The organism is Actinokineospora globicatena, assembly GCF_024171945.1.
Classification (GTDB): Bacteria; Actinomycetota; Actinomycetes; order Mycobacteriales; family Pseudonocardiaceae; genus Actinokineospora; species Actinokineospora globicatena.
The window spans coordinates 196,765-221,208 of record NZ_JAMTCR010000008.1 but is presented as its reverse complement, the minus strand read 5'-3'; the positions used below and the strand labels follow the sequence as shown (position 1 = coordinate 221,208).

At 71.2% G+C, this 24,444-nt stretch carries 17 protein-coding genes; 9 read left to right on the top strand and 8 right to left on the bottom strand.

Annotation, left to right across the window (positions count from 1 at the left end; genetic code table 11):
- The first annotated feature begins 14 nt into the window (after positions 1-14).
- The 3 genes from LV79_RS33170 to LV79_RS33160 are packed head-to-tail and all read left to right on the top strand — an operon-like array spanning position 15 to position 3,561.
- The gene (locus LV79_RS33170) at positions 15-1,481 is read left to right on the top strand and encodes an amidase (RefSeq protein WP_253842275.1); all 1,467 of its coding nucleotides are present in this window, start codon (positions 15-17) and stop codon (positions 1,479-1,481) included.
- Positions 1,478-2,128, top strand: a complete 651-nt coding sequence (locus LV79_RS33165) for an HAD family hydrolase (RefSeq protein ID WP_253842274.1) — start codon at positions 1,478-1,480, stop codon at positions 2,126-2,128. Before LV79_RS33170 ends, LV79_RS33165 begins: the two co-directional genes overlap by 4 nt.
- Positions 2,125-3,561 (top strand): MFS transporter, encoded by a 1,437-nt coding sequence (locus LV79_RS33160; RefSeq protein WP_253842273.1) that lies wholly within the window; start codon positions 2,125-2,127, stop codon positions 3,559-3,561. Before LV79_RS33165 ends, LV79_RS33160 begins: the two co-directional genes overlap by 4 nt.
- Positions 3,562-3,596: 35 nt before the next feature.
- Here LV79_RS33160 and LV79_RS33155 read toward each other — a convergent pair whose 3' ends face one another.
- The 5 genes from LV79_RS33155 to LV79_RS33135 all read right to left on the bottom strand — a co-directional run bounded on the left by LV79_RS33155 (position 3,597) and on the right by LV79_RS33135 (position 10,180).
- Positions 3,597-4,496: a proteasome assembly chaperone family protein gene (locus LV79_RS33155; RefSeq protein ID WP_253842272.1), complete on the bottom strand. Its 900-nt coding sequence runs from the start codon at positions 4,494-4,496 to the stop codon at positions 3,597-3,599.
- Positions 4,497-4,596: 100 nt separating this feature from the next.
- Entirely contained in the window at positions 4,597-5,370 is a 774-nt protein-coding gene (locus LV79_RS33150) for a TetR/AcrR family transcriptional regulator (protein WP_253842271.1), read from the bottom strand.
- 13 nt (positions 5,371-5,383) lie between these two features.
- Positions 5,384-6,424, bottom strand: coding sequence for an SWIM zinc finger family protein (locus tag LV79_RS33145; protein ID WP_253842270.1), 1,041 nt, complete (start codon positions 6,422-6,424; stop codon positions 5,384-5,386).
- Entirely contained in the window at positions 6,421-9,168 is a 2,748-nt protein-coding gene (locus LV79_RS33140) for an SCO1167/SCO6262 family helicase (RefSeq protein WP_253842269.1), read from the bottom strand. The genes LV79_RS33145 and LV79_RS33140 overlap by 4 nt, the downstream gene beginning before the upstream one ends.
- 70 nt (positions 9,169-9,238) lie before the next feature.
- A complete protein-coding gene (locus LV79_RS33135) occupies positions 9,239-10,180 on the bottom strand; it encodes a GlxA family transcriptional regulator (RefSeq protein WP_425547610.1) in 942 nt (313 codons plus the stop codon).
- Positions 10,181-10,343: 163 nt separating this feature from the next.
- Here LV79_RS33135 and LV79_RS33130 point away from each other — a divergent pair, with 163 nt between their 5' ends.
- The 6 genes from LV79_RS33130 to LV79_RS33105 all read left to right on the top strand — a co-directional run bounded on the left by LV79_RS33130 (position 10,344) and on the right by LV79_RS33105 (position 16,253).
- On the top strand, positions 10,344-11,225 hold the full coding sequence (locus LV79_RS33130; protein ID WP_253842267.1) for an NAD(P)-dependent oxidoreductase: 882 nt from the start codon (positions 10,344-10,346) through the stop codon (positions 11,223-11,225).
- A gap of 111 nt (positions 11,226-11,336) precedes the next feature.
- Positions 11,337-11,816, top strand: a complete 480-nt coding sequence (locus LV79_RS33125; protein ID WP_253842266.1) for a YbaB/EbfC family nucleoid-associated protein — start codon at positions 11,337-11,339, stop codon at positions 11,814-11,816.
- Complete coding sequence (locus tag LV79_RS33120) at positions 11,813-13,342, top strand: WXG100 family type VII secretion target (protein ID WP_253842265.1); 1,530 nt, start codon at positions 11,813-11,815, stop codon at positions 13,340-13,342. Before LV79_RS33125 ends, LV79_RS33120 begins: the two co-directional genes overlap by 4 nt.
- 1 nt (position 13,343) lies before the next feature.
- Entirely contained in the window at positions 13,344-13,991 is a 648-nt protein-coding gene (locus LV79_RS33115) for a hypothetical protein (RefSeq protein WP_253842264.1), read from the top strand.
- Positions 13,988-14,605, top strand: coding sequence for a hypothetical protein (locus LV79_RS33110; RefSeq protein ID WP_253842263.1), 618 nt, complete (start codon positions 13,988-13,990; stop codon positions 14,603-14,605). The genes LV79_RS33115 and LV79_RS33110 overlap by 4 nt, the downstream gene beginning before the upstream one ends.
- 142 nt (positions 14,606-14,747) lie before the next feature.
- Positions 14,748-16,253, top strand: coding sequence for a M48 family metallopeptidase (locus tag LV79_RS33105; RefSeq protein ID WP_253842262.1), 1,506 nt, complete (start codon positions 14,748-14,750; stop codon positions 16,251-16,253).
- A gap of 1,027 nt (positions 16,254-17,280) precedes the next feature.
- Here the strand turns inward: LV79_RS33105 and LV79_RS33100 are convergent.
- The 3 genes from LV79_RS33100 to LV79_RS33090 are packed head-to-tail and all read right to left on the bottom strand — an operon-like array spanning position 17,281 to position 24,402.
- Complete coding sequence (locus tag LV79_RS33100) at positions 17,281-20,694, bottom strand: TM0106 family RecB-like putative nuclease (RefSeq protein WP_253842261.1); 3,414 nt, start codon at positions 20,692-20,694, stop codon at positions 17,281-17,283.
- Between the two features lie 52 nt (positions 20,695-20,746).
- Positions 20,747-22,165: a hypothetical protein gene (locus LV79_RS33095; protein WP_253842260.1), complete on the bottom strand. Its 1,419-nt coding sequence runs from the start codon at positions 22,163-22,165 to the stop codon at positions 20,747-20,749.
- Positions 22,048-24,402: an NACHT domain-containing protein gene (locus LV79_RS33090; protein ID WP_253842259.1), complete on the bottom strand. Its 2,355-nt coding sequence runs from the start codon at positions 24,400-24,402 to the stop codon at positions 22,048-22,050. The genes LV79_RS33095 and LV79_RS33090 overlap by 118 nt, the downstream gene beginning before the upstream one ends.
- Positions 24,403-24,444: the final 42 nt, after the last annotated feature.

Genomic DNA, 24,444 nt, shown 5'->3' with positions numbered 1-24,444 from the left:
GTGTTCTCAACGGTATGGACAACTTCAGCCACCTGTCGGCCACCCGGCTGGCAGACATGATCAGGCGCCGGGAAGTGTCACCGGTGGAAGTCGTCAAGAGCAGCCTGGAGCAGATCGAGCAGCGCAACCCCGAGGTGAACGCGTTCGTGACGCTGTGCGCGGAGGAGGCGCTCGACGCCGCGCAGCGGGCCGAGCGGGCGGTGGTCTCCGGGGAGCCGCTGCCGCCGCTGCACGGGGTGCCGATCGGGGTCAAGGACCTCGACCCGGTGGCCGGGGTGCGGATGACCAGGGGATCGGCGGTGTACGCCGACCTGGTGCCCACCGAGACCGTGGAGTGCGTGGCGCGGTTGGTGCGGGCCGGGGCGATCGTGGTCGGCAAGACCAACACCCCGGAGTTCGGGCACAAGGCGACCACCGACAACAGCCTGTTCGGGCCGACCAGCACGCCGTTCAACCTGGCGATGAACTCGGGCGGGTCCTCCGGCGGCAGCGCGGCGGCGGTCGCGGCGGGCATGGTGCCCATCGCGCAGGGCTCCGACGCAGGTGGGTCGCTGCGGGTGCCCGCGTCCTTCTGCGGCGTGTACACGCTGATGAGCACGTTCGGCCGGGTCGCGGTCCCGGCCAGGCCCAACGCGTTCCGCCGGTTGAACCCGATGGTGTGCTTCGGCGCGCTGACCCGCACGGTCGCGGACTCGGCACTGGTGCTGGACCTGATGTCCGGGCCGCACCCGCGTGACCCGTACTCGTTCCCGGTGCCGGACCGGGCAGGCGACCACCTGGACCGCTCGCTGGCGGGGGTGCGCGTCGCGTACCTGCCGACGCTGGGCGGGTACCCGGTCGAACCCGAGGTCGACGCCGTGGTGCGGGCAGCCGTACCCGCGTTCACGCAGGTGGGCGCGCAGGTCGACGAACTCGACTTCACCCTGCCGCTCCCCCACGACGAGCTGACGGCCGTGTGGCGCCGGTACCTCAAGGTGGCGCACGCCGAGTCCGTCGAGTACTCCCGCCGCCACGGGCTGGACATGCTCAGCGAGTGGCGGGACCGGATCGCGCCGGAGTTCATCGAGAGCGCGGAACTCGGCGCGCTGCCGTCAGCGGTGGACGCGAAGATGGACGACATCGTCCGCACCCAGGTCCTGGACGCGTTCGAGGACCTTTTCGACACCTACGATCTCGTGGTGAGCCCGGTCAACTGCGTCACCGGCATCGCCAACGACCAGACGCGCACCACCAAGGGCCCGGCGACCGTGGCCGGGGTGGCGGTGGACGCGCAGGTCGGGTGGTCGATGACCAGCCCGTTCAACTTCATCGGCAGCCCGGCGGCGAGCGTTCCCGCGGGGCTGGCGAGCAACGGGGTGCCGGTCGGGCTGCAGATCGCGGCCCGGCGGGGCAACGACGTGGCGGTGGCCGCGGCGAGCGCCGCCTTCGAGCGGGTCGCACCCTGGCACGACCTGTACCTGACGCTGGAGGACCGTGCATGACCGTCGCGTTCAAGGCCGCCCTGTTCGACATGGACGGCACGCTCGCCGACAGCGAGCCGCGCAGCAGGTGGGCGTGGCGCACGCTGTTCCGGACCTACGGGCTGGCGCTCGACGACGCCGAGCTCAAGACGTTCTCCGGGCGGCGGGGCCAGGACGTGCTGGCCGAGCGGATGCACCTGTTCCCCTCGGACTCCACAGTGGACGGGTTGTTCGACGAGGCCATGGGGTACTGGGCGGTCGCCGACGTGCCGAAGGCGGTCGCGGTCGCCGGTGCGCCGGAACTGGTCCGGGCCGTGCACGCGGCCGGGATCCCGGCCGCGATCGTCTCCTCCGGTAGACGCGCGGACGTGCGCGGGTTGCTGGCCGAACTCGGGCTGAGCGAGCTGTTCAGCGTCGTCGTCGCGGCGGAGGACGTGACCGAGGGCAAGCCGCACCCGGAGGGGTTCCTGACCGCGTGCGCCCAGCTCGGCGTGGCACCGGAGGACGTCGTGGTGTTCGAGGACGCGCCCGCGGGGGTCGCGGCGGCGAAGGCGGCCGGTGCCGTCTGCGTCGCGGTCACCACGACGCGCCCGGAGGAGCAGCTCGCGGACGCGGACCTGGTGGTGGCGGACTTCGTCGGGCTGGCCTGGCCACCGGTGCCGCGGTGAGCGCTCTGCCCGGGGGCACCCGGTGGCCGCTGGCGGTGCTGCTCAGCGGTCAGCTGATGGTCAACGTCGACCTGGCGATCGTGAACACGGCCGCGCCGTCGATCCAGCACACCCTGCGCGCGGGCGACGGCGAGCTGGAACTGGTGGTGTCCGGCTACATCCTGGCCTACGCGGTGCTGCTGATCACCGGCGCGCGGCTCGGCGCGATCCACGGCTACCGGCGGCTGTTCCTGGTCGGCCTGGTCGGGTTCGTGCTGGCGTCGCTGGCCTGCGGGCTGGCCCCCGGGACCGGCTGGCTGATCGCGGCCCGCGTCGCCCAGGGCGCGGCGGCGGCGATGATGGTCCCGCAGGTCCTCAGCGGCATCCAGCTGACCTTCACCGGCGGCGCCCGAACCGCGGCGATCGGCTACTACAGCCTGGCGCTCTCGGGCGGCGCGGTCCTGGGGCAACTGCTCGGCGGAGTGCTCGTGTCGGCGGACCTGTTCGGCACCGGGTGGCGGCCGATCTTCCTGATCAACGTGCCGCTGGGGGCACTGCTGCTCGCGGCGGCCGTCCGGTACCTGCCTCGGGACGACCGGGCGCGGCACCGTGAACCACTGGACCTGCGCGGGGTGGCAGTGCTGTCGCTCGCGTTGCTGCTCGCGGTGGTGCCACTGGTGTTCGGGCGCGAGGCGGGGTGGCCTTTGTGGACATGGGTCAGCTTGGTGGCGAGCATCCCCGCCCTGGGGTGGTTCGTGTCGACCCAGCGGCGGACGTCCAACCCGCTGGTGAACCTGTCGCTGGTCGCGCGTCCCGCTGTCCGGTGGGGACTGATCGCGCACGGGGCCAGCACGTTGACGTACCTGGCGCTGCTGTTCGTGCTGGCGGTGTACCTGCAGCGCGGCTTGGGTTTGAGCCCCGCGTACTCCGGCTTCGCCTTGGTGACCTGGGTAGCCGCGTTCGGCGTGGCAGGCCCGTTGCTGCCCAGGCTGCCCGCGCACCTGTCGCACCTCATGCCCGCCCTGGGCTGCGCCATCCTCGCCCTCGGCTACCTCGCCACCAGCATCACCGCCGCCACCGGCCACGCCTCAGGCGGCATCCTCTTGGCCGTCCTGGCCATCGGCGGCTTCGGCCTGGGCCTCAGCTCAGCCGCCCTCATCACCCACCTCACCACCGCCACCCCCACCAACCACGCCGCCGACCTCAGCGGCATCATCAGCACCAACGCCCAACTCTGGGGCGCCATCGGCGTAGCCGCCGCAGGTACCGCCTACCTGGGCCTAGCCCACCCCCCAGGCAACGGAACCACAGCCTTCACCCTCATCACCGCCACCTTCAGCGCATTGGCCCTAGCCGCATCCGGCGCTTCCCTACTCGCCACCCGAGCGGCCGGCAAGCACCAACAACTGGAGTCGACCGATCCACGGACCGCAGCCGAAGAAGCGGCCACGTGATCACAAAACCGCTGCTTGTTGCGGTTCTGGCGGACCTACTGGTCGCGGGGTTGGTCGGCTAGGAAGCGTTCGAACTCGGCGCCTAGTTCGTCGGCGCTGGGGAGGGGTTCGCCGTCGGGGACGAGGAGGCTTTGGGAGCTTTCGGCGTAGGCGTCGTACTGGCGTTCCAGGGCGGCTACGACCTCGGAGACCTCGGTGGACTCGGCGACCTGGCGGGCGATCTCGGTGTCGGCGCGGCGGGCGGTCTCGCGCAGGCCGTCGGTGCGGATGACCAGGTCGGTGGCGGTGATGATCGACTCGAGCAGGCCGAGGGAGGCCGCCGGGTAGGTGCTCTGGGCGAGGTAGTGCGGCACGTAGGCGGCGAAGCCCATGGCGTCGTGACCGGCCTGGCCCAGGCGGAACTCGAGCAGCGCGGAGAGGTTGCCCGGCACCTGGACCCGGTTGAACGGCGACTTGTCCGCCACCAGCTCCGGCCGGGTCGCGTGCGAGATGACCGTCAGGTCACGCGTGTGGGGGACGCCCATCGGTATGCCGTGGGCGCCGACCGCGAGGCGGACGCCCCAGCGCTCGACCAGGGACTGGACCGCCGCGACGACCGCTTCCCAGCGCCGGTCCGGCTCGGGGCCGGTCAGCAGCAGGAACGGCGTGCCCGCGGCGTCGTGCAGCAGGTGGACGACCAGTTCCGGGGTGTCGTAGTCCTGCCACCGGTCGGTGTCGTAGGTCATCACCGGGCGGCGGGCCCGGTAGTCGATCAGGTCGTCGATGTCGAAGCGGGCGATCACCCGGTGTTCGTGCAGCTCAAGCAGGTGTTCGACCAGCGTCGAGCCTGCCGCGCCCGCGTCGACGAACCCGCTGAAGTGGTGCAGCAGCACGCTCCCGGTCAGGTCCGGGACGTCGGAGTCCACCTCGAACAGCTCCGCCGGGTCCACCGCCACCACGTACCTCCCACGTCCGCCACACCGCTGCTTTCCCCGTTCAGCGTCGCAGCACCACCCGGTATTCCCGATCACGGTGAGTGGGACGACACAGCGCGTCTCACCCTGTGGTGCGTCGCTCGACCAGGACCTCGATGCCGTCGAGCAGCCGGTCCAGGCCGAACCGCAGGATGTGCTCCGGGCTGTACGCCGCGCCGTGCTCGGTCCCGGCCGCGGTGCCGACCCGCTCCGCGGTGGGGTGCTGGCCGGGGGTGCTGAACCGGGTCAGCCAGGGCGCCTGGACGCGCCACCACTGCTCGTCGGTCAGCCCGGTGCTGCGTTCGAGGTCGCGCGAGTCGGCCGAGGCGCGGGCTGCGGTGCGGACGTGCCCGAGGACGAGGGTGAGCACCGAGTCCAGTTCGACGTCGTCGAGCCCGGTGCCGTCGAGCGCGGTCAGCTCGCGCTCGTACTTGGCGATCAGGTTCGGCCCGAGCACCGGCCTGCTGGTCTCCACGTGCGCCAGCCACGGGTGCGCCAGGTACAGCTCCCAGTTCGCCCAGGCCACCCGCGCCAGCCGGTCGCGCCAGGTGCCGGACGGGTCGAGCGCGGGCACCTCGCCGTAGGCGGTGTCGACCATCAGGTCGAGCAGCTCCGGCTTGCCCTGCACGTAGGTGTAGGTCGACATGGTGCCCACGCCGAGCGCCTCGCTGACCCGCCGCATGGTGAGTGCGCCGACCCCCTCGGCGTCGGCGACCGCGATGGCGACCCGGACGATCTTGTCGACGCTGAGGTCGGCGCGGCCGTCGCGGGACGCGGGTTCCCTGGTCCGCCACAGCAGCGCGAGGCTGCGGGTCGGGTCCGACTTGATGACGGGCTTCGCGCGATCTCTGGCCATGGTGCGCCCCAGCCTACTGTCGCCCGGGGTGGGTTTCCGCGTCCACCGCGAGGGGGAACTCGGATGGCCGACCCGAGGCCGCCGCGGCGGTGGCGACCACGGCCTCGGCGTTGTCGAGGACCTCGTGCGCCAGCGCGGCGAGCCGGACGGCGTCCGACCACGGGTCCGCCGCCGTGAACCCCTTGCCCGCGAGCAGGTCCGCGGCTCGGCGAGCGGCGTCGGCGGCCAGCACGGCGAGGGCGCGGTCGTCGACCGGCGACACCATCTCGACGTCGGCCAGCAACGGTGCCAGCCGCAGTGGCGGCGCAAGCAATGGACCGGGTGGCTCCGGCAACGGTGCGGGCGTGGCCGACCACACCTCGGCGGCGGGCACCCCCACTTCGGCCGTCCCGCCGACCGCGGCCGCCCCGGCGTTGCGCCGGTGCAGCTCCGCCATCAACTCCGCCTCGCCCCGGCCGCGCACCAGCAGCAGGACGAACGGGTCGCGGTCGAGCAGCCAGGAGACCTGGTAGGACAGCGCGGCGGCGTGCCTGCACGGGCTGTTCCAGTCGGGGCAGGCACAATCCGGGTCCAGGTCGTCGAACCCGGGCAGCAGCCGCACACCGGCGTCCGCGGCGGCGGTGACCAGCTCTCGCGGCATGTCGCGGTCGAGCAGCGCGGCGACGTGACCGGCGCGCCTGGCGGCCTGGTCCAGGAACCGGTCCCAGCCCGCGTCCGTCACCTGGGCGAGCCGGACCACGGTGCTGAACGGGTGCGTGTGGTCACCGTCGTGCACCGACGCCGAGACCCGGCCCTGGCTCACGGTGATGGGGCCGACGTACCCGGCGAAGGCGTGCGCGCGGCCCTTGCGCAGCTGCTCGCGGTCGAGCGCGGTGTCCTCCATGGACTCGGTCCAGGCGTTGCCCCACCAGGTGTCGGCGAACTTCTTGCCGTAGCGCCGGTGCGGCTCGAACGCCGGGAAGGTCACCGCGTGGACCGGCTCCTCCCGCTCGTCGGGTTCGTCGTCGTCCTCGTCGGCGAACAGGGCCGCGAGGTAGTCGTCGTCATCGTTCACTCAGGACTCCTCAGCGCGACGAGGCGGAGCAGCTCGGTGTCGTCCAAGTCGCTGAACGCGGCGTCCCCGAGCACCGCCTCCGAAAGCTCCTTTTTGGACTCCAACAGGACGGCGATCCGCTCCTCCAGCGTCCCCGTGGTGACGAACCGGTGCACCTGCACGGACTTCGTCTGGCCGATGCGGTGTGCCCGGTCGGTCGCCTGGGCCTCCACGGCTGGGTTCCACCACCGGTCGAAGTGGACGACGTGATCGGCTCGGGTGAGGGTGAGGCCGGTGCCCGCCGCCTTGAGCGAGAGCAGGAACACCGGGACCTCACCGGACTGGAAGCGCCGCACCATCTCTTCCCGTTGCGGCACAGGAGTTCCACCGTGCAGGAACAGGGTCGGCATACCTCGCGCGGCGAAGTGCTGTTCGAGCAGCCGCGCCATCCGCACGTACTGGGTGAACACCAGCACCGCGCCGCTCTCCGCCGCGATCGTGCCGACCAGCTCGTCGAGCAGTTGCAGCTTCTCCGACCGGGACCGCGCGGGTGTCCCGGTCTCCTTGAGGTAGTGCGCCGGGTGGTTGCAGACCTGTTTGAGGGCGACGAGGAGCTTGAGCACCAGCCCGCGCCGGGCGATGTCGGTGTCACTGGCCCGGATCTCGGCCATCACCTCGTCGACCACGCGCCGGTACAGCTCCTCCTGCTCCGCGGTCAGCGCGACCGGGTGGTCGGTCTCGATCTTGGGTGGGAGTTCGGCGGCGATGCCGGGATCGGTCTTGCGCCTGCGCAGCACGAACGGCCGGACCAGCGCGCCGAACCGGCCCGCGACGCGGTTGTCGCGGTCGACCTCGATCACCCGCCCCCACGTCGAGCGGAACGCGCCCGCCGTGCCCAGCAGGCCGGGGGTCGTCCAGTCGAGCAGCGTCCACAGGTCGGTGAGGCTGTTCTCCACCGGGGTGCCGGTGAGGGCGACCCTGGCGGCGGCCGGGATCGTGCGCAGCGCCTTGGCGGTCTCGCTGAGCCGGTTCTTGACGTTCTGGGCCTCGTCGGCGACCACCAGCCCCCACCGCACGCCCGCGAGCACGTCGGCGTCCACCCGCATGGTCCCGTAGGTGGTGAGGACGAACCCGCCGTCGAGGTCGGCCAGCGACCGCGAACCGCCGTGGAAGCGGCGCACCGGTGCGCCCGGGGCGAACCTGGCGATCTCGTTCGCCCAGTTCCCGAGCAACGATGCGGGGCAGACCACCAGCGTTGGTTCGTCGGCGGCCCGCAGCAGGTGCAGTGCGATCAGCATGACCGTCTTGCCGAGGCCCATGTCGTCGGCCAGGCAGCCGCCGAACCCGAGCCCGGTCATCCGGTGCGCCCACCGGACGCCGCGCGCCTGGTAGTCGCGCAGGGACGCGGTCAACCCGGGTGGGCCGTCCAGGAGCTCCGGGCCGCCCTCGGGATCGGTGACCAGGTCGACGACCGCGCCGAGCCAGCTGTCCGCGATGGTCTCCACCAGGCACCCGTCGACCTCGGTGCTGCCGATCACGGCGGCGGTGAACCCGGCGAACGCGGGGAACGGGCGCAGGTCGCGGTCCCGTGCCTTGCGCGCGACGTCCGGCGGGACCATCACCCACTGGTCGCGCAGCGCCACGATGGGTCGGGCCGTGGCGATCGTGGCTGTCTCCGCGTCGGTCAGGGGCCGGCCCGCGAGGGTCACCTGCCAGCGCGCGGGCAGCGGGGGCGACTCGCGGAGGTACGCGGCGACGTCGGTCGGACGGTCACCGGGCGCGTGGACCACCACCCGGGCGCCGAGTTCGCGCGACACCTCGTCCGGCCACTCGATCACCACGCCCGCCTCGGCCAGCCGGGCCTCGGCACCGTCGAGCAGGTCGAACACGTCCTCGTCGACGAGGTCCCACTCGACCGGTTCGGCGTCGGCGAGCAGGCTCTCCAGCGGCGACCACACCTTCGCCGCGCGGCGCACCGCCACCATCGCCTCGAAGGTCGCGCGCTCGCCGAACCCGGTCTCCTCACCCGTCCACAGCGCCCGCGCGTCGGTGACCCGGGTCGGGTCGGACAGGTCACGCAGCCGTACGACGGCGGTGACCGGGCTGGTGGCCGGATCGCTCCGGACCTCCAGGCGCAGGGCGACCTGCAAGCCGACGTCGACGCCCGCGGCCACCTGCCGGGCCCACTCCCCCAGGTCGATGTCGCCTTGGGTGCGTTCGGCGCGTTCGGGTGCTCCGGCGAAGCGGGGGTCGCCGGTCAGCCAGGGCGCGCCCGGCGTGCGGGGCATCGTGTCGGCGATGGCGTCGAACAGCGACCGCAGCAGACCTTCGGCGTCCGGCAGCCGGTCGTCCTGGACCGGCGCGGCGCGGGCGGCGGCGGGCATGGCCAGCGAAAGGGCACGCACCCGCTCGATGTCGGCGATGTCGTACGGACCGACCCGCCACGCGTCCACGCCGCTGGGCGAGACACCGGGCAGGATCCGCCCGCGTGCCACGAGGTGCAACGCGACCCTGGCGGCCGCGGCGTAGAAGACGAGCGACGGCTCGGTCTGGTCCGCCAGCAGCACCGGGAGCATGGCGTCGACCGGGACTCGCCGGACCGGGACCGACCGCGTGACGACCGCGCCGGTCTCGTCGGGCAGCGCCAGCATCGCCTCGGACGGCACGCCGAGGTCCGGCAGCGGCTGACGGCCGTAGACGAGGAACGTGCCCGTCCGCGCCGGGTCTCCCTGCTCGAACGCCACCGCCAGTCGATCCAACCGCAAGCGGGCACCCCTTCCCGAACTACGTACGATACACTCTACCGTACATTGTTCTGACGGTGTTCGCCGCCGCTCACCTGGCCGAGGCCGTGCTCCGGGAGGTGCGGTAGTCGGTGGGGGTGACGCCGAGCAGCGCGGTGAAGTGGCGGCGCAGGGTGGTCGCGGTGCCGAACCCGCAGGCCGCGCTGATCCGCTCGATCGGCAGGTCCGTGGTCTCCAGCAGGCTCTGCGCGCGGGCGACGCGCTGGTTGAGCAGCCACTTGAGCGGCGTCAGCCCGGTGGCGGCCTGCGCTCGGCGGAAGAACGTGCGTGTGCTCATCCCGGCGCGGCGCGCGAGGCCGTCCACGGTCAGCGGCTCGTCGAGGTGCGCCGCCGCCCAGTCCAGCACGAGGGCCAACCGGTCGGCGTCGCTGTCGGGCACCGACAGGTCGACGAACTGCGCCTGCCCACCCGGCCGGTGCCCGGAGACCACCATCCGGCGCGCCAGCTGGCTCGCGACCGCCGAGCCGAGGTCGCGGCGGACCAGGTGCAGGCACAGGTCCAGACCTGCCGTCATACCCGCGCTGGTCAACAGGTCGCCCTCGTCGACGTAGAGCACGGACTCCACGACGTCGACCGCCGGGTACCGCGCGGCCAGGTCGGCGGTGTACATCCAGTGCGTGGTCGCGCGCCTGCCGTCGAGCAGCCCGGCCTCCGCGAGCGCGAAGGCACCGGTGCACAACGACACCATGCGCGCACCGCCCGCCGCTGCCGCGCGTAGAGCCTCGATGAACTCGGCGGGCAGGGAACCGCCGCGCAGCACGGAGTCCGGAGTCGACGGCACGATCACCGTGTCCGCGGCGACGAGGTCAGCGAGACCGTGGTCGGTGCGGATGGAGATCCCGCGCGCGAGTGGCGGCTGGTCCGCGGTCACCGCGCACAGCTTGAGGTCGTACCAGGGATCGGCGAGGTCGGGTTGCGGGTCACCGAAGACGGCGTTGGTGATGGCCGTCTCGTACACCTCGCAGACCTGCATGTCGGTTGCGTTGATCACCGCGAAGGCGACCGACCCGGGTGTCATGCCGCCACCCTATGGCAGGAATCGTTCGAAGGTCGTCGCTCCCGTGCCTGTCGGCGCCCACCTAGCGGTGAAACGCTTGCGGCCACAGGGAAATCGGCAGTGTTGAATGGAGCAGGCAATGACGACCCCGGACGTCTCGCGGTCACCGGTCACCGTGATCGGCCTTGGCCTGATGGGCACGGCGCTGGCCGCCGCGCTCCTGCGCGACGGGCACCCGACCACGGTGTGGAACCGGTCGGCAGGCAAGGCCGCCGACGTGGTCGCGGGCGGCGCGGCGCTGGCGGACTCGGTGACCGAGGCCATCTCGGCGAGCCCCTTGGTGATCATCTGCGTGACCGACTACGACGCCGTGCACGCGCTGCTGGACCCGGAACGCGAGGCGCTGGCGGGTCGGGTGCTGGTGAACCTCACCACCGGGACGTCGACGCAGGCGCGTGAGACCGCGGAGTGGGCGGCCGAGCACGGGATCCGGTACCTGGACGGCGCGATCATGGCCATCCCGCCGGACATCGGCACCGCCGCGGCCATCGTGCTGTACAGCGGCCCGAGGTCGGCGTTCGAACCGCACGAGGGCACGTTCGCGGCCCTGGGCACCACGACGTACCTCGACGCCGACCACGGCCTCTCGGCGCTGTACGACATGGCGCTGCTGAGCATCATGTGGGGTGTGCTCAACAGCTTCTTGCACGGCGCCGCGTTGCTGGGCACGGCCGGGGTGAAGGCCACGGCGTTCGCTCCGCTGGCCAACACGATGATCGGCGTCGTCACCGAGTACGTGACGGCTTACGCGCCGCAGGTCGACGCGCGCGAGTACCCGGCCGACGACGCCACGATCGCCATCCACCTCGGCGGGATCGACCACCTCGTGCACGAGAGCGAGACGCTGGGCGTGAACGCGGAACTGCCCCGGTTGGCCAAGCTGCTCGTCGAGCGGGCGGTGGCCGACGGGCACGCGGGCAGCGGGTACGCGGCGCTGTTCGAGCAGTTCACCCGCGGTTGATCCACTGTAGACAGTGAGCGCGGCCACACCCCGCTGGCGAACTTCGGCGTTCCGCACCCCCGGGATCGGGCGGGCCGCTAACATCGCCGCCGGATTGGGGGACACACCACCGTGGATCAAGCCAGGTACGAGGACACGGCTCGGCGGTTCGCCGAGCAGGCGGCGGGGGCGGCGCGGCTCAAGGAGGGCATCGCCGGGCTCAAGGGCAGCGCCCGCAACGGCGACGGGTCGGTGACGGTGACCGTGGCCCCGTCCGGCGCGGTGCTGGGGCTGCAGCTCTCGCCCGCGGCGATGAACCGGTCGCACACGCAGCTCACCCAGGAGATCCTGGGGGCGATCCGCGCGGCGCAGCAGCAGGCCGCCGCCGCGATGGAGGAGCTGGTCCGGCCGTACGTCGGGGACGAGCAGTACGAGCGCTTCCAGACCGCGTTCCGCGCCCACGCACCCGCCGTCGAGCCGATCGGGCCCTCCGCGCCACCTCCACCGGCCGCGCTCCCCACGCCGCACTCCCCCGCGCCGGCTCGTGCCGCGCGGCCTGTTGACGACGACGGTGACTTCACCGACGAAAGCATCTACAAGAGCCGCCCGTGACTGGCAGCATGGACATCGCTGGTGGCGCCCTCTTGGCCCACGCCGCTGGTTCGCGTAATCAGGCGGAGAACTTCAACGGGTTGGCGCGCCTCTTAGAGCAGGCACGCGTGCACGACGAGTGCTTCGGGCCGCTGGGCAGAGTCATGGCCAACTGCTACTTCGACTCGCTGCAGGAGTGCCAAGACCTGGCGGGTAAGGCTTCGTCCTACCTCACGCAGATCGCGGAGGCAGTCGAAGAGTCGGCGGCCGCGTACGGGGCTACCGACGCCGATAACGCCACCGGGCTCACGTCGGCCGGGCAGGGCGTGGGGTCGTTGGGCGATCTCAACAGCGCGGGCGACAGCAACCGTGACGGCTACCTGAGTCAGGTGAGCAACTACGGCAGCTCTTGGGCTGACGCCGCCGACAAGCTCCAAGACGCCGGTAGTCCTGCCGAGGCCGGGTTCGCGCTGTTCAACGCGCGCATGGAACAGATCAACACCTTGATGAGCCCTGGCCAGGCCCTCATCGACAACGGCCTGGGCTGGTTGATCTCGCTCGCGATCAGCCCGCTGGTCAACCTCGTGCTGGAGCCCGCCGTCGGCGACCCCGAGCAGATGCGCAGCACCGCCAAGGGCTGGGAGAAGGTCGGCGACTGGCTCGACCAGGTGGCCCAGCTGGAGCAGAACCGCGCCCAGGCCACCGCCACCGGCTGGCAGGGCGAGGCGGGCGACGCGTTCCGCACCGAGATGACCGAGTTCGCCGACGGTGCCCGCGCGCTCGGCGGCGACGTCAACGGCCTCAAGACCATCCTGGAGACCGCCGCCGACATCTTCGACACCTTCGTCCAGGTCGTCGTCGACATCATCCAGGAGTTCGTCCTCGGCCTGATCATCGAGTGGCTGGCCGCCCTGGCCGCGTCCTGGATCACCGCGGGCGCCTCCACCGCCGCCGCCACCGGTCTCACCACGGCGCAGATCGCGGTCACCAACACCCGACTCGGCACGAAGGTCGCCGAACTCCTGCACCGGCTCCGGCCGTTGATCACCAGGCTGGAGCGGCTCCTCGTGGTGATCCGGGAGAACAAGATCGCCCAAGGAGCCCTCCAGCGGGTCGACAAGGTGACCAACGTGCCCGTCGTGGGCAACCACCTCGGTCGCAAGATCGACCGCGCCAACCCCGCGCTCGGACTCGTCCGCAACCGCGACACGAAGCTGGCCACCACCACGCCCAACCTGCGCGTCGGCAAGTACGTCCGTGACGCCGACGGCAACGTCGTGCTGAACAAACACGGCAATCCAGTCGAGGTCTCCGGGGATCAGGCGCTCGCGCAACGCCTGGTGACCACCGGTCTCGGCTACCTCGGCGTCAGCGGCACCACGAACATGGGCCGCGTGGTGCTCGCCGGGACCCTGGAGAACGTGCCCGGCGCGGCGGTCGAGTGGGGTCTCAAACAAGCCGAGAACCACAGTGACGACCCGTCCACCGCCGAGGAGCGCGCGGCCGCCGAGCACCGCGGCTTCACCGTCGACCCGGGGCGGTCCTGAAGTGGACGAGCTGGGTGTGGCGGCCGCGGTCCGGCCGCTGCTCGACGCCGGGGAACAGTTGCTGTGGGCCGCCAAGACCTACTCGGTGGGCTTCCAGGTGCGCGGGCTGCGGCGGGACGGCACCCCGCAGCCGGGCTGGGGACGCCGAGTGGGACGGGCCCTCGCCAACGGCGCGGGCGCGGTCCTCGCGGCCACTGTCGACGGTGAGTCGAAGCACGAGCCGACCTACGACGTGATGGTGGTCGGCGAGACGCCTGACTGCGCCGCGGCACGGATCGGTCACGCCGCCGCCCTCATCAAGGTGTGGGCGCTCACCACGCGACGGATCCTGCTGCTCGAGGAGAACCGGAGCGCGGTCGTGGAGTCGGACAACCCCACCCGGCAGGCCCTCGGCGACCTGGTGCAACTCGGTCGCGACGTCACCTCCGTGTTCAGCCGGGGCTTCGGCAAGGCGACGACCACCGTCAGGCTGGAGGAAGTGCTCTCCGTCCCCCGCGAGGACATCGCGGCGATCGGGCCGTCGGGAAACCGACCTCTCTTGCGGGTGACCCTCACCGACCGGTCCGCCATCGACTACTGGCTCTGGAACGACTCGACGCAAGCGGATGCGGACCGGATGATCGCGTTGTCGGCAGGAGCGCCCGAGTGACCGAACCCCTCCCCTTCGCGCCGGACGAGGCCGAGTCGGTGGCGCTGCCCGTCAAGTGGGTGTGCCTGGGCTCCCGGGTCGCGGGCGTCGTGACCGTGCCGCACCTGCCAGGGCCGGACGCGCCGCGCCTGGTGGAGGACCGGCACCGGTGGCGACTGCCCGCCGAGCTCATCGCCAACGGCGCCCCCGGCGGCGACTGGGCCGACGACCCGGCGATCGGGTGCTGGGCCGAGGCCGCCCACCCCCAGCAGGACGCCGTGCGTGTGGTCGAGGCGGGGGCCGCGGGCCGGGGGCTGGTATCGGTCGCGGTGACCCGGCGCAGGCTGGTGGTGATGTTCCCGCGCAAGCTCTTGGCCGACGCGCCCGACACACGGCCGCGCGGGATGTTCGGCAGGCCCAAGGGCAACCGGACCGACTGGGCGGAGGGCGACATCCCGCACATCCAGTTCAGCGTGCCCCAGGACCGGATCGCCGGGTACCACACCGCCCTGGTGGGCCGGTCGATCCCGGCGCCGCGCTTCCTGGCGGTCACCTTCACCGACGGCTCGGTGCTGTTCGTCCGCTGCGACAAACCCGACCCGCACGTCGAGAAGATCCGCGCCCTGACCACATAGGACCGCTCGTGGATCGCGAGGTTGTGATGGCCGTTACCGGTGGCCAGGTGGGCGCGGGCGGGGTGTTTGCGCGGGTGGGGGTCTTGGTGCACACTCCCTAGGCCGCTCTGGGGGCGGCTACTGGGGAAAGGCACTGGGGACGATGGTGTTGTTGCGCGCCGCCTTGGCGGTGGCGATGTTGGTCGGTTTCTACCTGCTCGCGCTCGCGCTGGTGGGCGGGATGGTCGCGCTCGAGTTCATGGCGTTCGAGCACGCGCCGTTCACCGCGATCAAACTCGGGTTCTTCGTCGTGCCCGCGACGTTCGCGGTGGTCGCGGCCGTGGTCACCCTCGAGCGGCACGAGTCCGGCGCGGAGCCCGGCCTGCGAGTCACCCCGGAGCAGCAGCCCCGGCTGTGGGCGCTGGTGAACCGGATCGCCGAGCAGGTCGGCACCCCACCGCCGGACCAGATCCGGGTGATCGCCGACGTGAACGCGGCCGTGTCCGAGAGCACCCGGTTCCTCGGGCTGGTCGTGACGGAGCGCCGGATGTACATCGGCGCGCCGTTGCTGGCGGCGTTGAGCGAGCGGCAACTCGCCTCGGTGCTCGCGCACGAACTGGGCCACTACGCCAACAGCGACACGCGGCTGTCCGGCATCGTCGTCACCGGGCGCGACGCGATCCGCCGCGTGGTGGTCGGGATGAACCGCGAGCACCGGCTCCAGGCGTTGCTGCACAGGGTCTTCGTCGGCTACGCGAAGGTCTACATGCGACTGTCCAGCGCGACCTGCAGGCGCCAGGAGCTGGCCGCGGACGCGGTGTCGGCCAAGATCGTCGGCTCCGCGTCGGCCGCCTCCGCGCTGCGCGAGGTCGGCGCGATCGGCTTCTCGTGGCACATGTTCCTCAACGGGCACCTCGCCAAGGGCTGGGCGGCGGGCTACCTGCCCACGTCGATCTACGCGGGCTTCACGGCGATGGCTGGCGCCCCGGAGGTCCAGCCGGTGCTCGACGACATCCGCTCCCAGGACACCGACGAGGACGCCGACCCGTACGACTCGCACCCGCCGACCAAGGTCAGGATCGCGGCCATCGAGGCACTCGGCGCGCCGTCACCGCGGGACTGGGCGGACCAGCAGGCCTTGGCGCTGCTGGACGGCCCCGAGCGGCTGCTGGACCGGGTGTTGATGACGGCCATCGACGAGGGCGCCGACCAGAAGAAACGCGTCGACTGGGACACCTTCCACCACGTCGGCGCCCAGAACCTGTTCGCGAAGGCCACGAACCGCCTGACCACCACCGCCGCCAAGATCATGGGCGGCGACCCCACCCTCGGCACCGTCCTCAACGCCCTCGACGCCAACCGCGTGGTCGACCTCGCCCCAGAAGACCCCAGCCGAGTAGGCGGCCCCCAAGCCCGCCGCACCCACGCCGCGAAGGCAGTGGCCACCGAGCTGCAACAACTGGTGGAACTCGCCCTCTCCACCACCGGCCACGGCCGCTGGTCCATCAACTGGGCCGCCGAGGTCCGCCTACTCCTCCCCACCTTCGACGCCACCGACCTACCCCACACCATCACCACCGCCACCGGCGACACACACGACACCACCGCCCTACGGGCACTGCTGGACAAGGCAGGCATCCCCACCGCCTTCACACCCACCCCACCCTGACCCCGCCAACCCACCCCATGCGCCTCACCTCAGGACCACCACGCCGCAGCCTCACCACAGCTGGCCCGTGATCCCGCCCAAAGCTCACCACCGCACCATTTCGCTCACCCGCCCCCGCTTTGCGCCACCCACCCCGTCCCCCCAACCGCCCCGCTTCGCCCCCACACGCCAACTTCGCCCCACCACCCGCTCAGCACTATCGCCCCGCTACACCCAACCGCCCCACTTGGCGCTACCCCCGCTCAGCGCTATCGCCCCGCTGCACCCCGCCGCCAACTCAGCGCCACCGCCGCGCTTAGCCCAACCACCCCACCAAGCGCTACCGCCCTACTTAGCTCTATCGAGCCACCCCAGCCCCACCGCCCCGCTACCCGCCCACGCGCCAGCCTCGCCCCACCGCCCCGCTTCGCGCCCGCGCGCGGTCCACCCCAGCCCGGCCCCCACCCTCTCCGGGGGGCGGCCCAGGTCCAGTCTACCGGGACCCACCCACGGACGATCTTGAAACAGGCACCGTGGAGATCCACATGTGGATAACTTCTGTCACCCAGAAGACGGAAATTCGGGATGGGAGCGGCAGCATATCGCCTGGTCAGAGGCGTGAGGGTCGCCGATACAGGCACGGCCGAGGGCAAGTCGTCGCCAGAGTGATCAACTAAGGCCATCCAGCGCGGCCGACCGTCCACAGTGGACTCAACCGGATGCGCTGCGGGGACTTCCCGAGCGCGGCCACGACGCGGCGCTGAACCCTCTTACCCCGCCGCACCCGCTTCGCGCGCGCACGCGGTCCCTCCCCCGCCCAGCCCCCACCCTCTCCGGGGGGCGGCCCTGGTCCAGTCTACAAGGACCCCCCGACAGTCGATCTTGAAAGCACCCCCGCAGAGATCCACATGTGGACAACTTCTGTCACCCAGCGGAGTGGAAAATGGCGGACCTCAAGACCCGAACCGCCTGGTCAAGGCCACCAAGGCGCGCGAGGCGATAGCGCCAAGGCGAACATCGGCTTGACGGTGATCATCCGAGCACAGTGTCAGCGGGTCGTCACCCAAGGGATGGCGTCGTCGAGTAGGCCGATCATGCCGGAGACGAGGCGCATCTGGTCTGTGGTGCGGATGTCGGCGGTCACGAGGTGTGGGGAGCAGACCAGGACGGCGAGGGTTTGGGCTCGGGAGAGGGCGACGTTGAGGCGGTTGCGGGAGAGGAGGAAGTCCAGGCCGCGTGGGAGGTCGGCCGCCGAGGAGGAAGTCATCGTGGCGATCACGACCGGTGCCTCCTGGCCCTGGAACCGGTCGACCGTGCCCACCCGCACGTCCGGGTGTCCCGCCGCCGCCAGCGCCCTAGTCACCACCCGGGCCTGCAAGTTGTACGGCGCGACAACAAGGATGTCGCGATCACCAATGGGCCGAGACGAGCCCCGGTCATCGAAGGCACGGCCGTGCAACATGGTCACCAGCTCCGCGACAGCGGCGGCCTCCTCAGTGGACCGAGTCGTGTTGCCCCGGTGGTCGACCTCCAGCACATGCAGCCCCGGCACCACCCCCGCGATGGACCGCTCGGCGGCGCTCGGGTGGGCGTGCAGCCTGCCCGCGTAGGACAGCCGGGACACCGGCGCGCAGACGTCGGGGTGCATGCGGCGGGTCTGGTCGAGAAAGAACCCCAGGTCGGGCGGGATGATGTCGGCGGCGCCGAGCAGGTGCCCGAGCGCGGAGGCCTCGGCCCCGGCCGGGTGGGTGCCCTGGACGACCTGCGGGAGCTGGCGCGGGTCGCCGAGCAGCACGAGGTTGCGGGCGCAGGTGGACACCGCGAGCGCGTCGGCGAGGGCGAACTGGCCAGCCTCGTCGACGATCAGCACGTCGAACGGGTCCTCGCGGAGCGCTTTGTTGGCGAAGTTCCACGCGGTGCCGCCGACCAGGTGACCGGTGTCGTGCTCCCGGCGCCACCCGGCCAGCGCGGCGAAGTTCTTCGGCTGGTCCCAGGCCACGTCCGGCGCCGGAGTGGTGCCACGCGGGCGTTTCGCGACGGGCAGGTCCGGCGCGGCGGACAGGGCTGCTGTGAGGACGTTCTCGACCGCCTTGTGGCTGGTTGAGGTCACGCCGACGGTGCGGCCGGACTTGACCAGGTGCGCGATGAGCCTGCCCGCGAGGTAGGTCTTGCCCGCGCCGGGAGGTCCCTGCACAGCCAGGGTCGAGCCGTCCAGCGCGTCGACGGTCTCGATGACCGTGCGCACCAGGTCGTCACCCGGCGCCGGGAGAGCCCCGCCGCCGCGCAATCTCGGTGGTGTGCGGCGCAGCAGGTCGATGCCGGGGTGTGGGGGAAGCGCGGGCGCGGCCGATGGGATGGCCAGGGCGAAGGCTGATTGGGCGGGGAGCGCGTCGGCGACCTGTTTGGCCAGGTCGAGCACGGCCTCGTCCTTCGGCGCGGGCCGCACCGGTTCGCCGGGCAGCACGGCCTGCACCACGCCCGGGGCGATCGCGTCGGGTGCGCGGCTCTCCTCGACCACGATGCGGTCGGCGGTGGCCTCGGTGACCTTGCCATCGTGGCTGTCAGCGCCGTAACGCAGCCGGACCTGGTCACCAACGGCGAACGGGTGCGGCCGGTCCTGGTCGCACACCACCCGCAGCACGCGCTTGTGCCTGCCGTTGCGGCGTTTCGGCGGCTCCCACTCCCCCGCGTCGACCCGGACCGGCACGGCGCAGGTCGTGTCGGCCTCCAGGTCGTGCAGCGGGGCGGCGAGCTGGCGGAAGTACTCCCACCAGGCTGGGTTCGTCTCACGCCGGTAGTAGCCGACGGACGCGGCGAGCAGCGCGCGGGCCCGGTCGTCGGGGGTGAAGTCGGCGGGGTCGTCCGGGAGGCCGTCGATGAGGGTGTCGACCAGCCGGGCCAGCTCCTCGGCCTTCCTGGCGCGCTCGTCGTCCTGGACGTCGCGCAGCCCGGCGTCCAATTCGGACTCGTCGACCTCGTGCCTGGTCTCGATGCCCTCCTCGCGGCGGACCTGGTGCAGGAACTCGAAAAGCCGCTGGGTGGAGACGCAGTCGTACTCGTTGTAGTCGGCGATGCCCTGCAGGATCTCGGCGGCGCGCTCAGTCTCCCCGGCGGTGGTGAGCGTCAGGTAGTCCTCGTACGCCTCTATGCTCGACACGGCCGTCTTGACCTCGCCCTCGCGGGCCTCTGGCATGTAGAGCGGCTCTAGCGCTTTGATCGAGTATGTACGCTGCGAGACGCGCAACGCCTTACGCACCACGGCATAGAGGTCGATGAGGGAACCGTGGCGCAGCAACCTGTCCACGGCGTCTTCGCGCGTGCCGTGCAGAGCGGCGAGGCGCTTAAGGGCGGACGACTCGTACGGCGCGTAGTGGTAGACGTGCGCGTCGGGGTGCTCCGCGAGCCGGGCGGTGGCGAAGTCGACGAACCGCTCGAACGCCCGGCGCTCGGCGGCCCGGGTGTGCGCCCAGAACGGCGTGAACGTGTCGTCGGCGACCGCGCCGAACAGGTACTCCAGGCCGGTGCCGCCGATCGCGTACGGGTCGCCCTCCATGTCGAAGAAGACGTCACCGGGACTGGGCGGCGGGATCGTGGCGAGCGCGTCGGGGTCGACGACCTCATAGGCGACCTCGCCGGTGGCGTCTTGGCGGACCTGGATCGCGGCCTGGGCCCGGAGCGCGGTGTAGGACGCGAGCGACAGCGTCGTGGGCCGGTCCTCGGGGCCGGCGGCGGCGAGGGCGTCGATGGTGGTCAGGCCGCCGTCGACCAACTTGCGGCGCTGGTCGGAGCGCATGCCCGCCACCAGCGCGAGGTCACGGTCGGCGGCACGTCCGGCGGCGCAGTGCTCGGCGTAGGGGCAGCCGGAGCAGGCGGGGCGCTCGTCACCCCAGAGGCGGTCGGGCAGGTGGGGTTCGCGGGCGAGGAGGCGCTGTTGCAACCGGCGCAACAACGGGAGGAACTCGTCCACCCGGAACGACGCGCGGCTCCCGTCGCCGAGCAGCAGGTGCGTCTCCGGCCCGGCCGGGTGCCCCGCCCTGGCCAACGCGTCGGCGTAGGCGACGACCTGGATGACGGCGGCGGGCCGCGCGTGCCTGGCCAGCTTCGTGTCGTACACCTCGTAGCGGCCGTCGTCACCGCGCACCAGGAAGTCCGCCCGCCCGGTCATCCCGCCCGGCTCGTGGAACACCGCCTGGTACACCACCGGCACCCCGGCCCGCAGCGCCTCAGCCGTCTCCGCCGCCGCCGTCACCGGATCCCGCGAGTCGATCTCGACCACCGCGTGCTGCTCCCCTCGCAGCCGCGTCAACGTCGCCCGCTCGTGCTCCCGCCCGTGCTTGACCGTGACCCGATCCGGCCCAGCCCCCGGCTGCGGCGCCCCCGCGATCCCGGCCGCGTTCGCCTGCCCGAGCACACTCCGGTGCTCGCACTCCAACAAATCCGCGATCTCCGACGGCGTATACATCGCCGACCAGTCTCCCACCGCCCAGCCCTACCCCCACCCCCGACACGCCGACCTACCAGCGTCCCCGCTCCTTCTCCGCCCGCCGCCGAACCGCCTTCGGGATCTCAGGGTCCTCGCTGAGAGCCTTCAACGCACCATTCCCGATCTTGCGGTTCCTCTTCCGCGCCTCGATCGCCGCCTCCAGCCGAGACTCAGCGGCGGCCGTACGGTTGGCCGAGTGCTCGGCCAACAAGTCGGCGGCCCGCCGATCGCTCGACAACTCCATCGCCGCAGTGATCCTGACGAACGGATCCTCGGCTGACTGGGCCAAACCCGCCCGGACCCGATCGCCCGCTTTGCCCAGGTGCCGAGCACCGCTGAGGCGATCTCGTTCTGGCACGCCCTTCACCCGGTTGACTCGCTCGATGACCCGCTTGTCCCCCGAGGCGATCGCTGCCTTCATTCGGTTCCCGCCAGGCAGAGACCCGCGTTGCGCGATGACAGCAAAGAGTTCTCGGCCCCGGGCGGCATCTCGTTCGCGCACCTTCTCGGCTGCGGCGAAGGCGTAGTCGAAGCTCCCCGTCTCCGCCAGACTCTCGTAGACATCAAGTTCGAAGGCCGCGCTCAGGTGGCGCGCTTCCTCCAGGCGGAGCCGGTCGTCCGTGCGCCGATCCATGAGCGTCTCCCGCACGGCTTTCATCCCCTTGCTCGGGTGCAGGTTCATCGCTTTCCGCTGCACTTCGAGGCGCTGCCGACCACGCAATCGCGACGCCTCGTCGAGATAGAGGTCCGCGGCGAGTTCTCGGTCGAGACTCCCGACGCTCTCGGCTAGAGACACCAGTCGACCCCTGGGAACCAACCCGGCTCGCACTAGTTCTCGCAAGACCTTCGTGCTCCCGCCGTACTTCGTGGCGACCAGCAACGCCGCGTCGAGCCGCAGACCGGCGGCATTCCTGGTGTCACGGGCCAGCCCGGTCGCGAGTTCACCGGCGCGATCCGGCGCCGAGGTGCCGATGACCCGTAGCGCCGCGAGGCGCTCCGCGCTGTCCGCACGTGCCGAGGTGATCACACCTTCGGCCACTTCGAGGGCGAACTCTTTGTGGTGCGGTTGAACCGCCTCGGCCAAGTCGAGCAGGATCTCCAGTCGGTGAACGTGGGCGACGATATCGCGCAGCCCCCTGATCGCGGTCTTGGCATCAAGGGGAAGAAGCGCGATCAAGGCGGCCACTCGGAGGTTGATGTCGGCGTGCTCGGGGTATGTGAGCGACCTGACCAGGTCTACCGAACGGCTCACCGTCGCGGCCTTGACCCGGTGAAGCCCCATATCCCGGTCATTCACCAGAGCCGTCAGAGCCCTGGTTCCCGCGTCGCGGTTCAAGTCCAGCATGCGCTGCGCCGCGGCGAGCCGTGCCGCTGGCTCGCCCGTGAGGTGATCGGCCAGCCAGGCGAGCTGGGCCGGACCATCCGGGTGGTCGCGGTCGAGCAGCGCCACGACCGCGTCCAGTCGCGACCCGGGCCCATGGCCGCCAGTGCCCTGATCCGACTCGTGACGGCTCGAGCGGCCACGGCCGGGTCGTAGGTCCACAGCAGGTGCACGGCTCGCTGCCAAGCCTCACCCGTGGTCGACTTGACCGAGTCGACGAAATATCTGGTCGCGCGGTCGCGAACGTCGACAGGCAGGCGCGCCGCCGGGATCCCGTGGTAGGCGAGCTCAGCGATGAACTCGATGTTGCGCGACCGGTGCGGCCAGGCCAGCAGCCGCCGCAGTTGCCTGGTGAGATCGACGTTGGAGTCCAGCCAGCCCGCCGCGAGGAAAACCTTGACCTTGTAGTGCGGCCACGGCCAGGTTCGGCGCGGCGCCAGCAAGGCGAGGCTGCGCGGCTGGTGCACTTCTGGGCCACGCGAGTAACGCACCACCAGGTGGCGGGCGGCGAGGAACTCCCCAATGGTGGGGTGCAGGAAATCGAAGCCGCGGCTGGTCTGGGTCACCAGGCCACTGGCACGCAACGCCGCGACCGCGGCATCGCGGCGCTCAGGCACCGACCTCAGATCGCCCCAGCACATCTTGGGCGAGTCGAGGACTTGGTCCAGCAGTGGTCGCCGGTCCAACTCGCGCGCACAGTGCCTGCGGTGGGCGATCTCCATGAGCGCCAGCATGAGCTTGGACCGCACGGGGTTCGTCTCGCTCCGACGTTCGGTCGGCTTGCCGAGCTTGTCCGTGGCCAACTGGATGAACTGCACGAACAACTCGTGTTGGTTGACCGGCAACTGCGCGGTGTCATCGCTGTTGAAGAGGATGAACAGCATCGTGGCCATCAGCGGGATGTGGGTGAGTTCGCGCAACTGCGGTTCGTCAGCGCGACGCAGGAATCGCGACGCGGTCTCGGCGGGGGTGGCGTTGCCCAGCGCCGTGAACCACTTCTCCGCGAACCTGTCGCGTTGTGCCCTGGTGAACCGTTCGATCATGTAGGTCGGTGCACGGTCGCCGGAGCCGCGGGCGAGCCGGGCACCGAGGTCGATTCCCAAGGGACGGCTGGTGACGACCACTTCGAAGCACAGGTTGTCGCGAAGACGGGTGATGCTCTCCAGCACCTTGGCTCTCGCGTGGTCGGGGGCCTCGTCGAGCGCGTCGACCAACACCAGCCACGGCACTCCCGCGATGGGCTCGGAGGCGAACAGCTCCGCGAGTCCGGCGTGGCTGAACTTGGCTTGGAACACGCCGTCAGACACCCCGACCGCCAACGCTTCCACCAAGGGCAACTCGCGGCTGAGTACCTCGGCCGGGACCTGCACCGGCACGAACGCCCCTGTTCCGCTGGTGAGCCACCGGGCTGCCTCGGTCGTCGCGATGTGCCGGAGCAGACTGGACTTCCCCATCCCCGGCTCGCCAATCACCTGCACGCCGCGCGGGTGGCGGGCAACCACGTCAGTCGCGGGGATCCTGTGCCCATCCTGGTCGGCCTGCTGCCGCACGTAGAGTTGGGACAGCGGCGGTGGGTGACCAAGTCTCTCCAGGAACTGGGCGTACGGGTGGGAGTCCGCGGAATCGCGTACCGCCGTCAGATAGTCACGCAATCGTTGATCGGGGTAGCGATGGCCACCCGCGGTCAGTTGTTCGCGCGTGAGCAGGGTGAGCCATTTCTGGTTGATGGGCTGTCCGGCGATGGCCGCAGGGTCGGGTGCTGCCAGGGCGAGACCGTGTCGGGCGTCCACCAAGCCGCACACCGAGCCGGTGCGGAGGTTGAGTACGGGGCTGCCGGTGAGGCGTTGTGGCCTGCCTTGGTGGCGGAGAACTTGACGTGCCTGGTCGTCGAATCGACCGTCCCACTCCAGGACAACCAGCCGGGGAGCGGATGAGTCCGGGAGGTACTCGTACGCCTCCAGGTGGTCGCCGATCACGAGGTCGGGTGCGAGCACCGCCAAATCGGGCGCGACGGAGTCGAGAGCGACGGTCTCGGTCCGCGCGGACCCACCCAACACCAGGGCCTGACCTGGCCCAATCACGACGCCCAGGGTCTCCCCCAGATCGACGACACACTTGCGCAGCAGGGTTCGCAACGCGGTGTGGTCGTCGCTGGTCGGGGCCAAGGCGGGCGCGCTGTAGGAGGCGGTGTACGAGCCTGCTTGGACGATGTCACCCGCGACGAAGCCGCTGATGGAGTTGCGGACTCCCGGGTGGGAGGGGTCCTTGTCGGGGTCTTCGTCGGATTCATTGTCGCGGTCGCGCACTGGACCATGATCGGGATGTCGCGCCGGGCGCACAAACCGGGC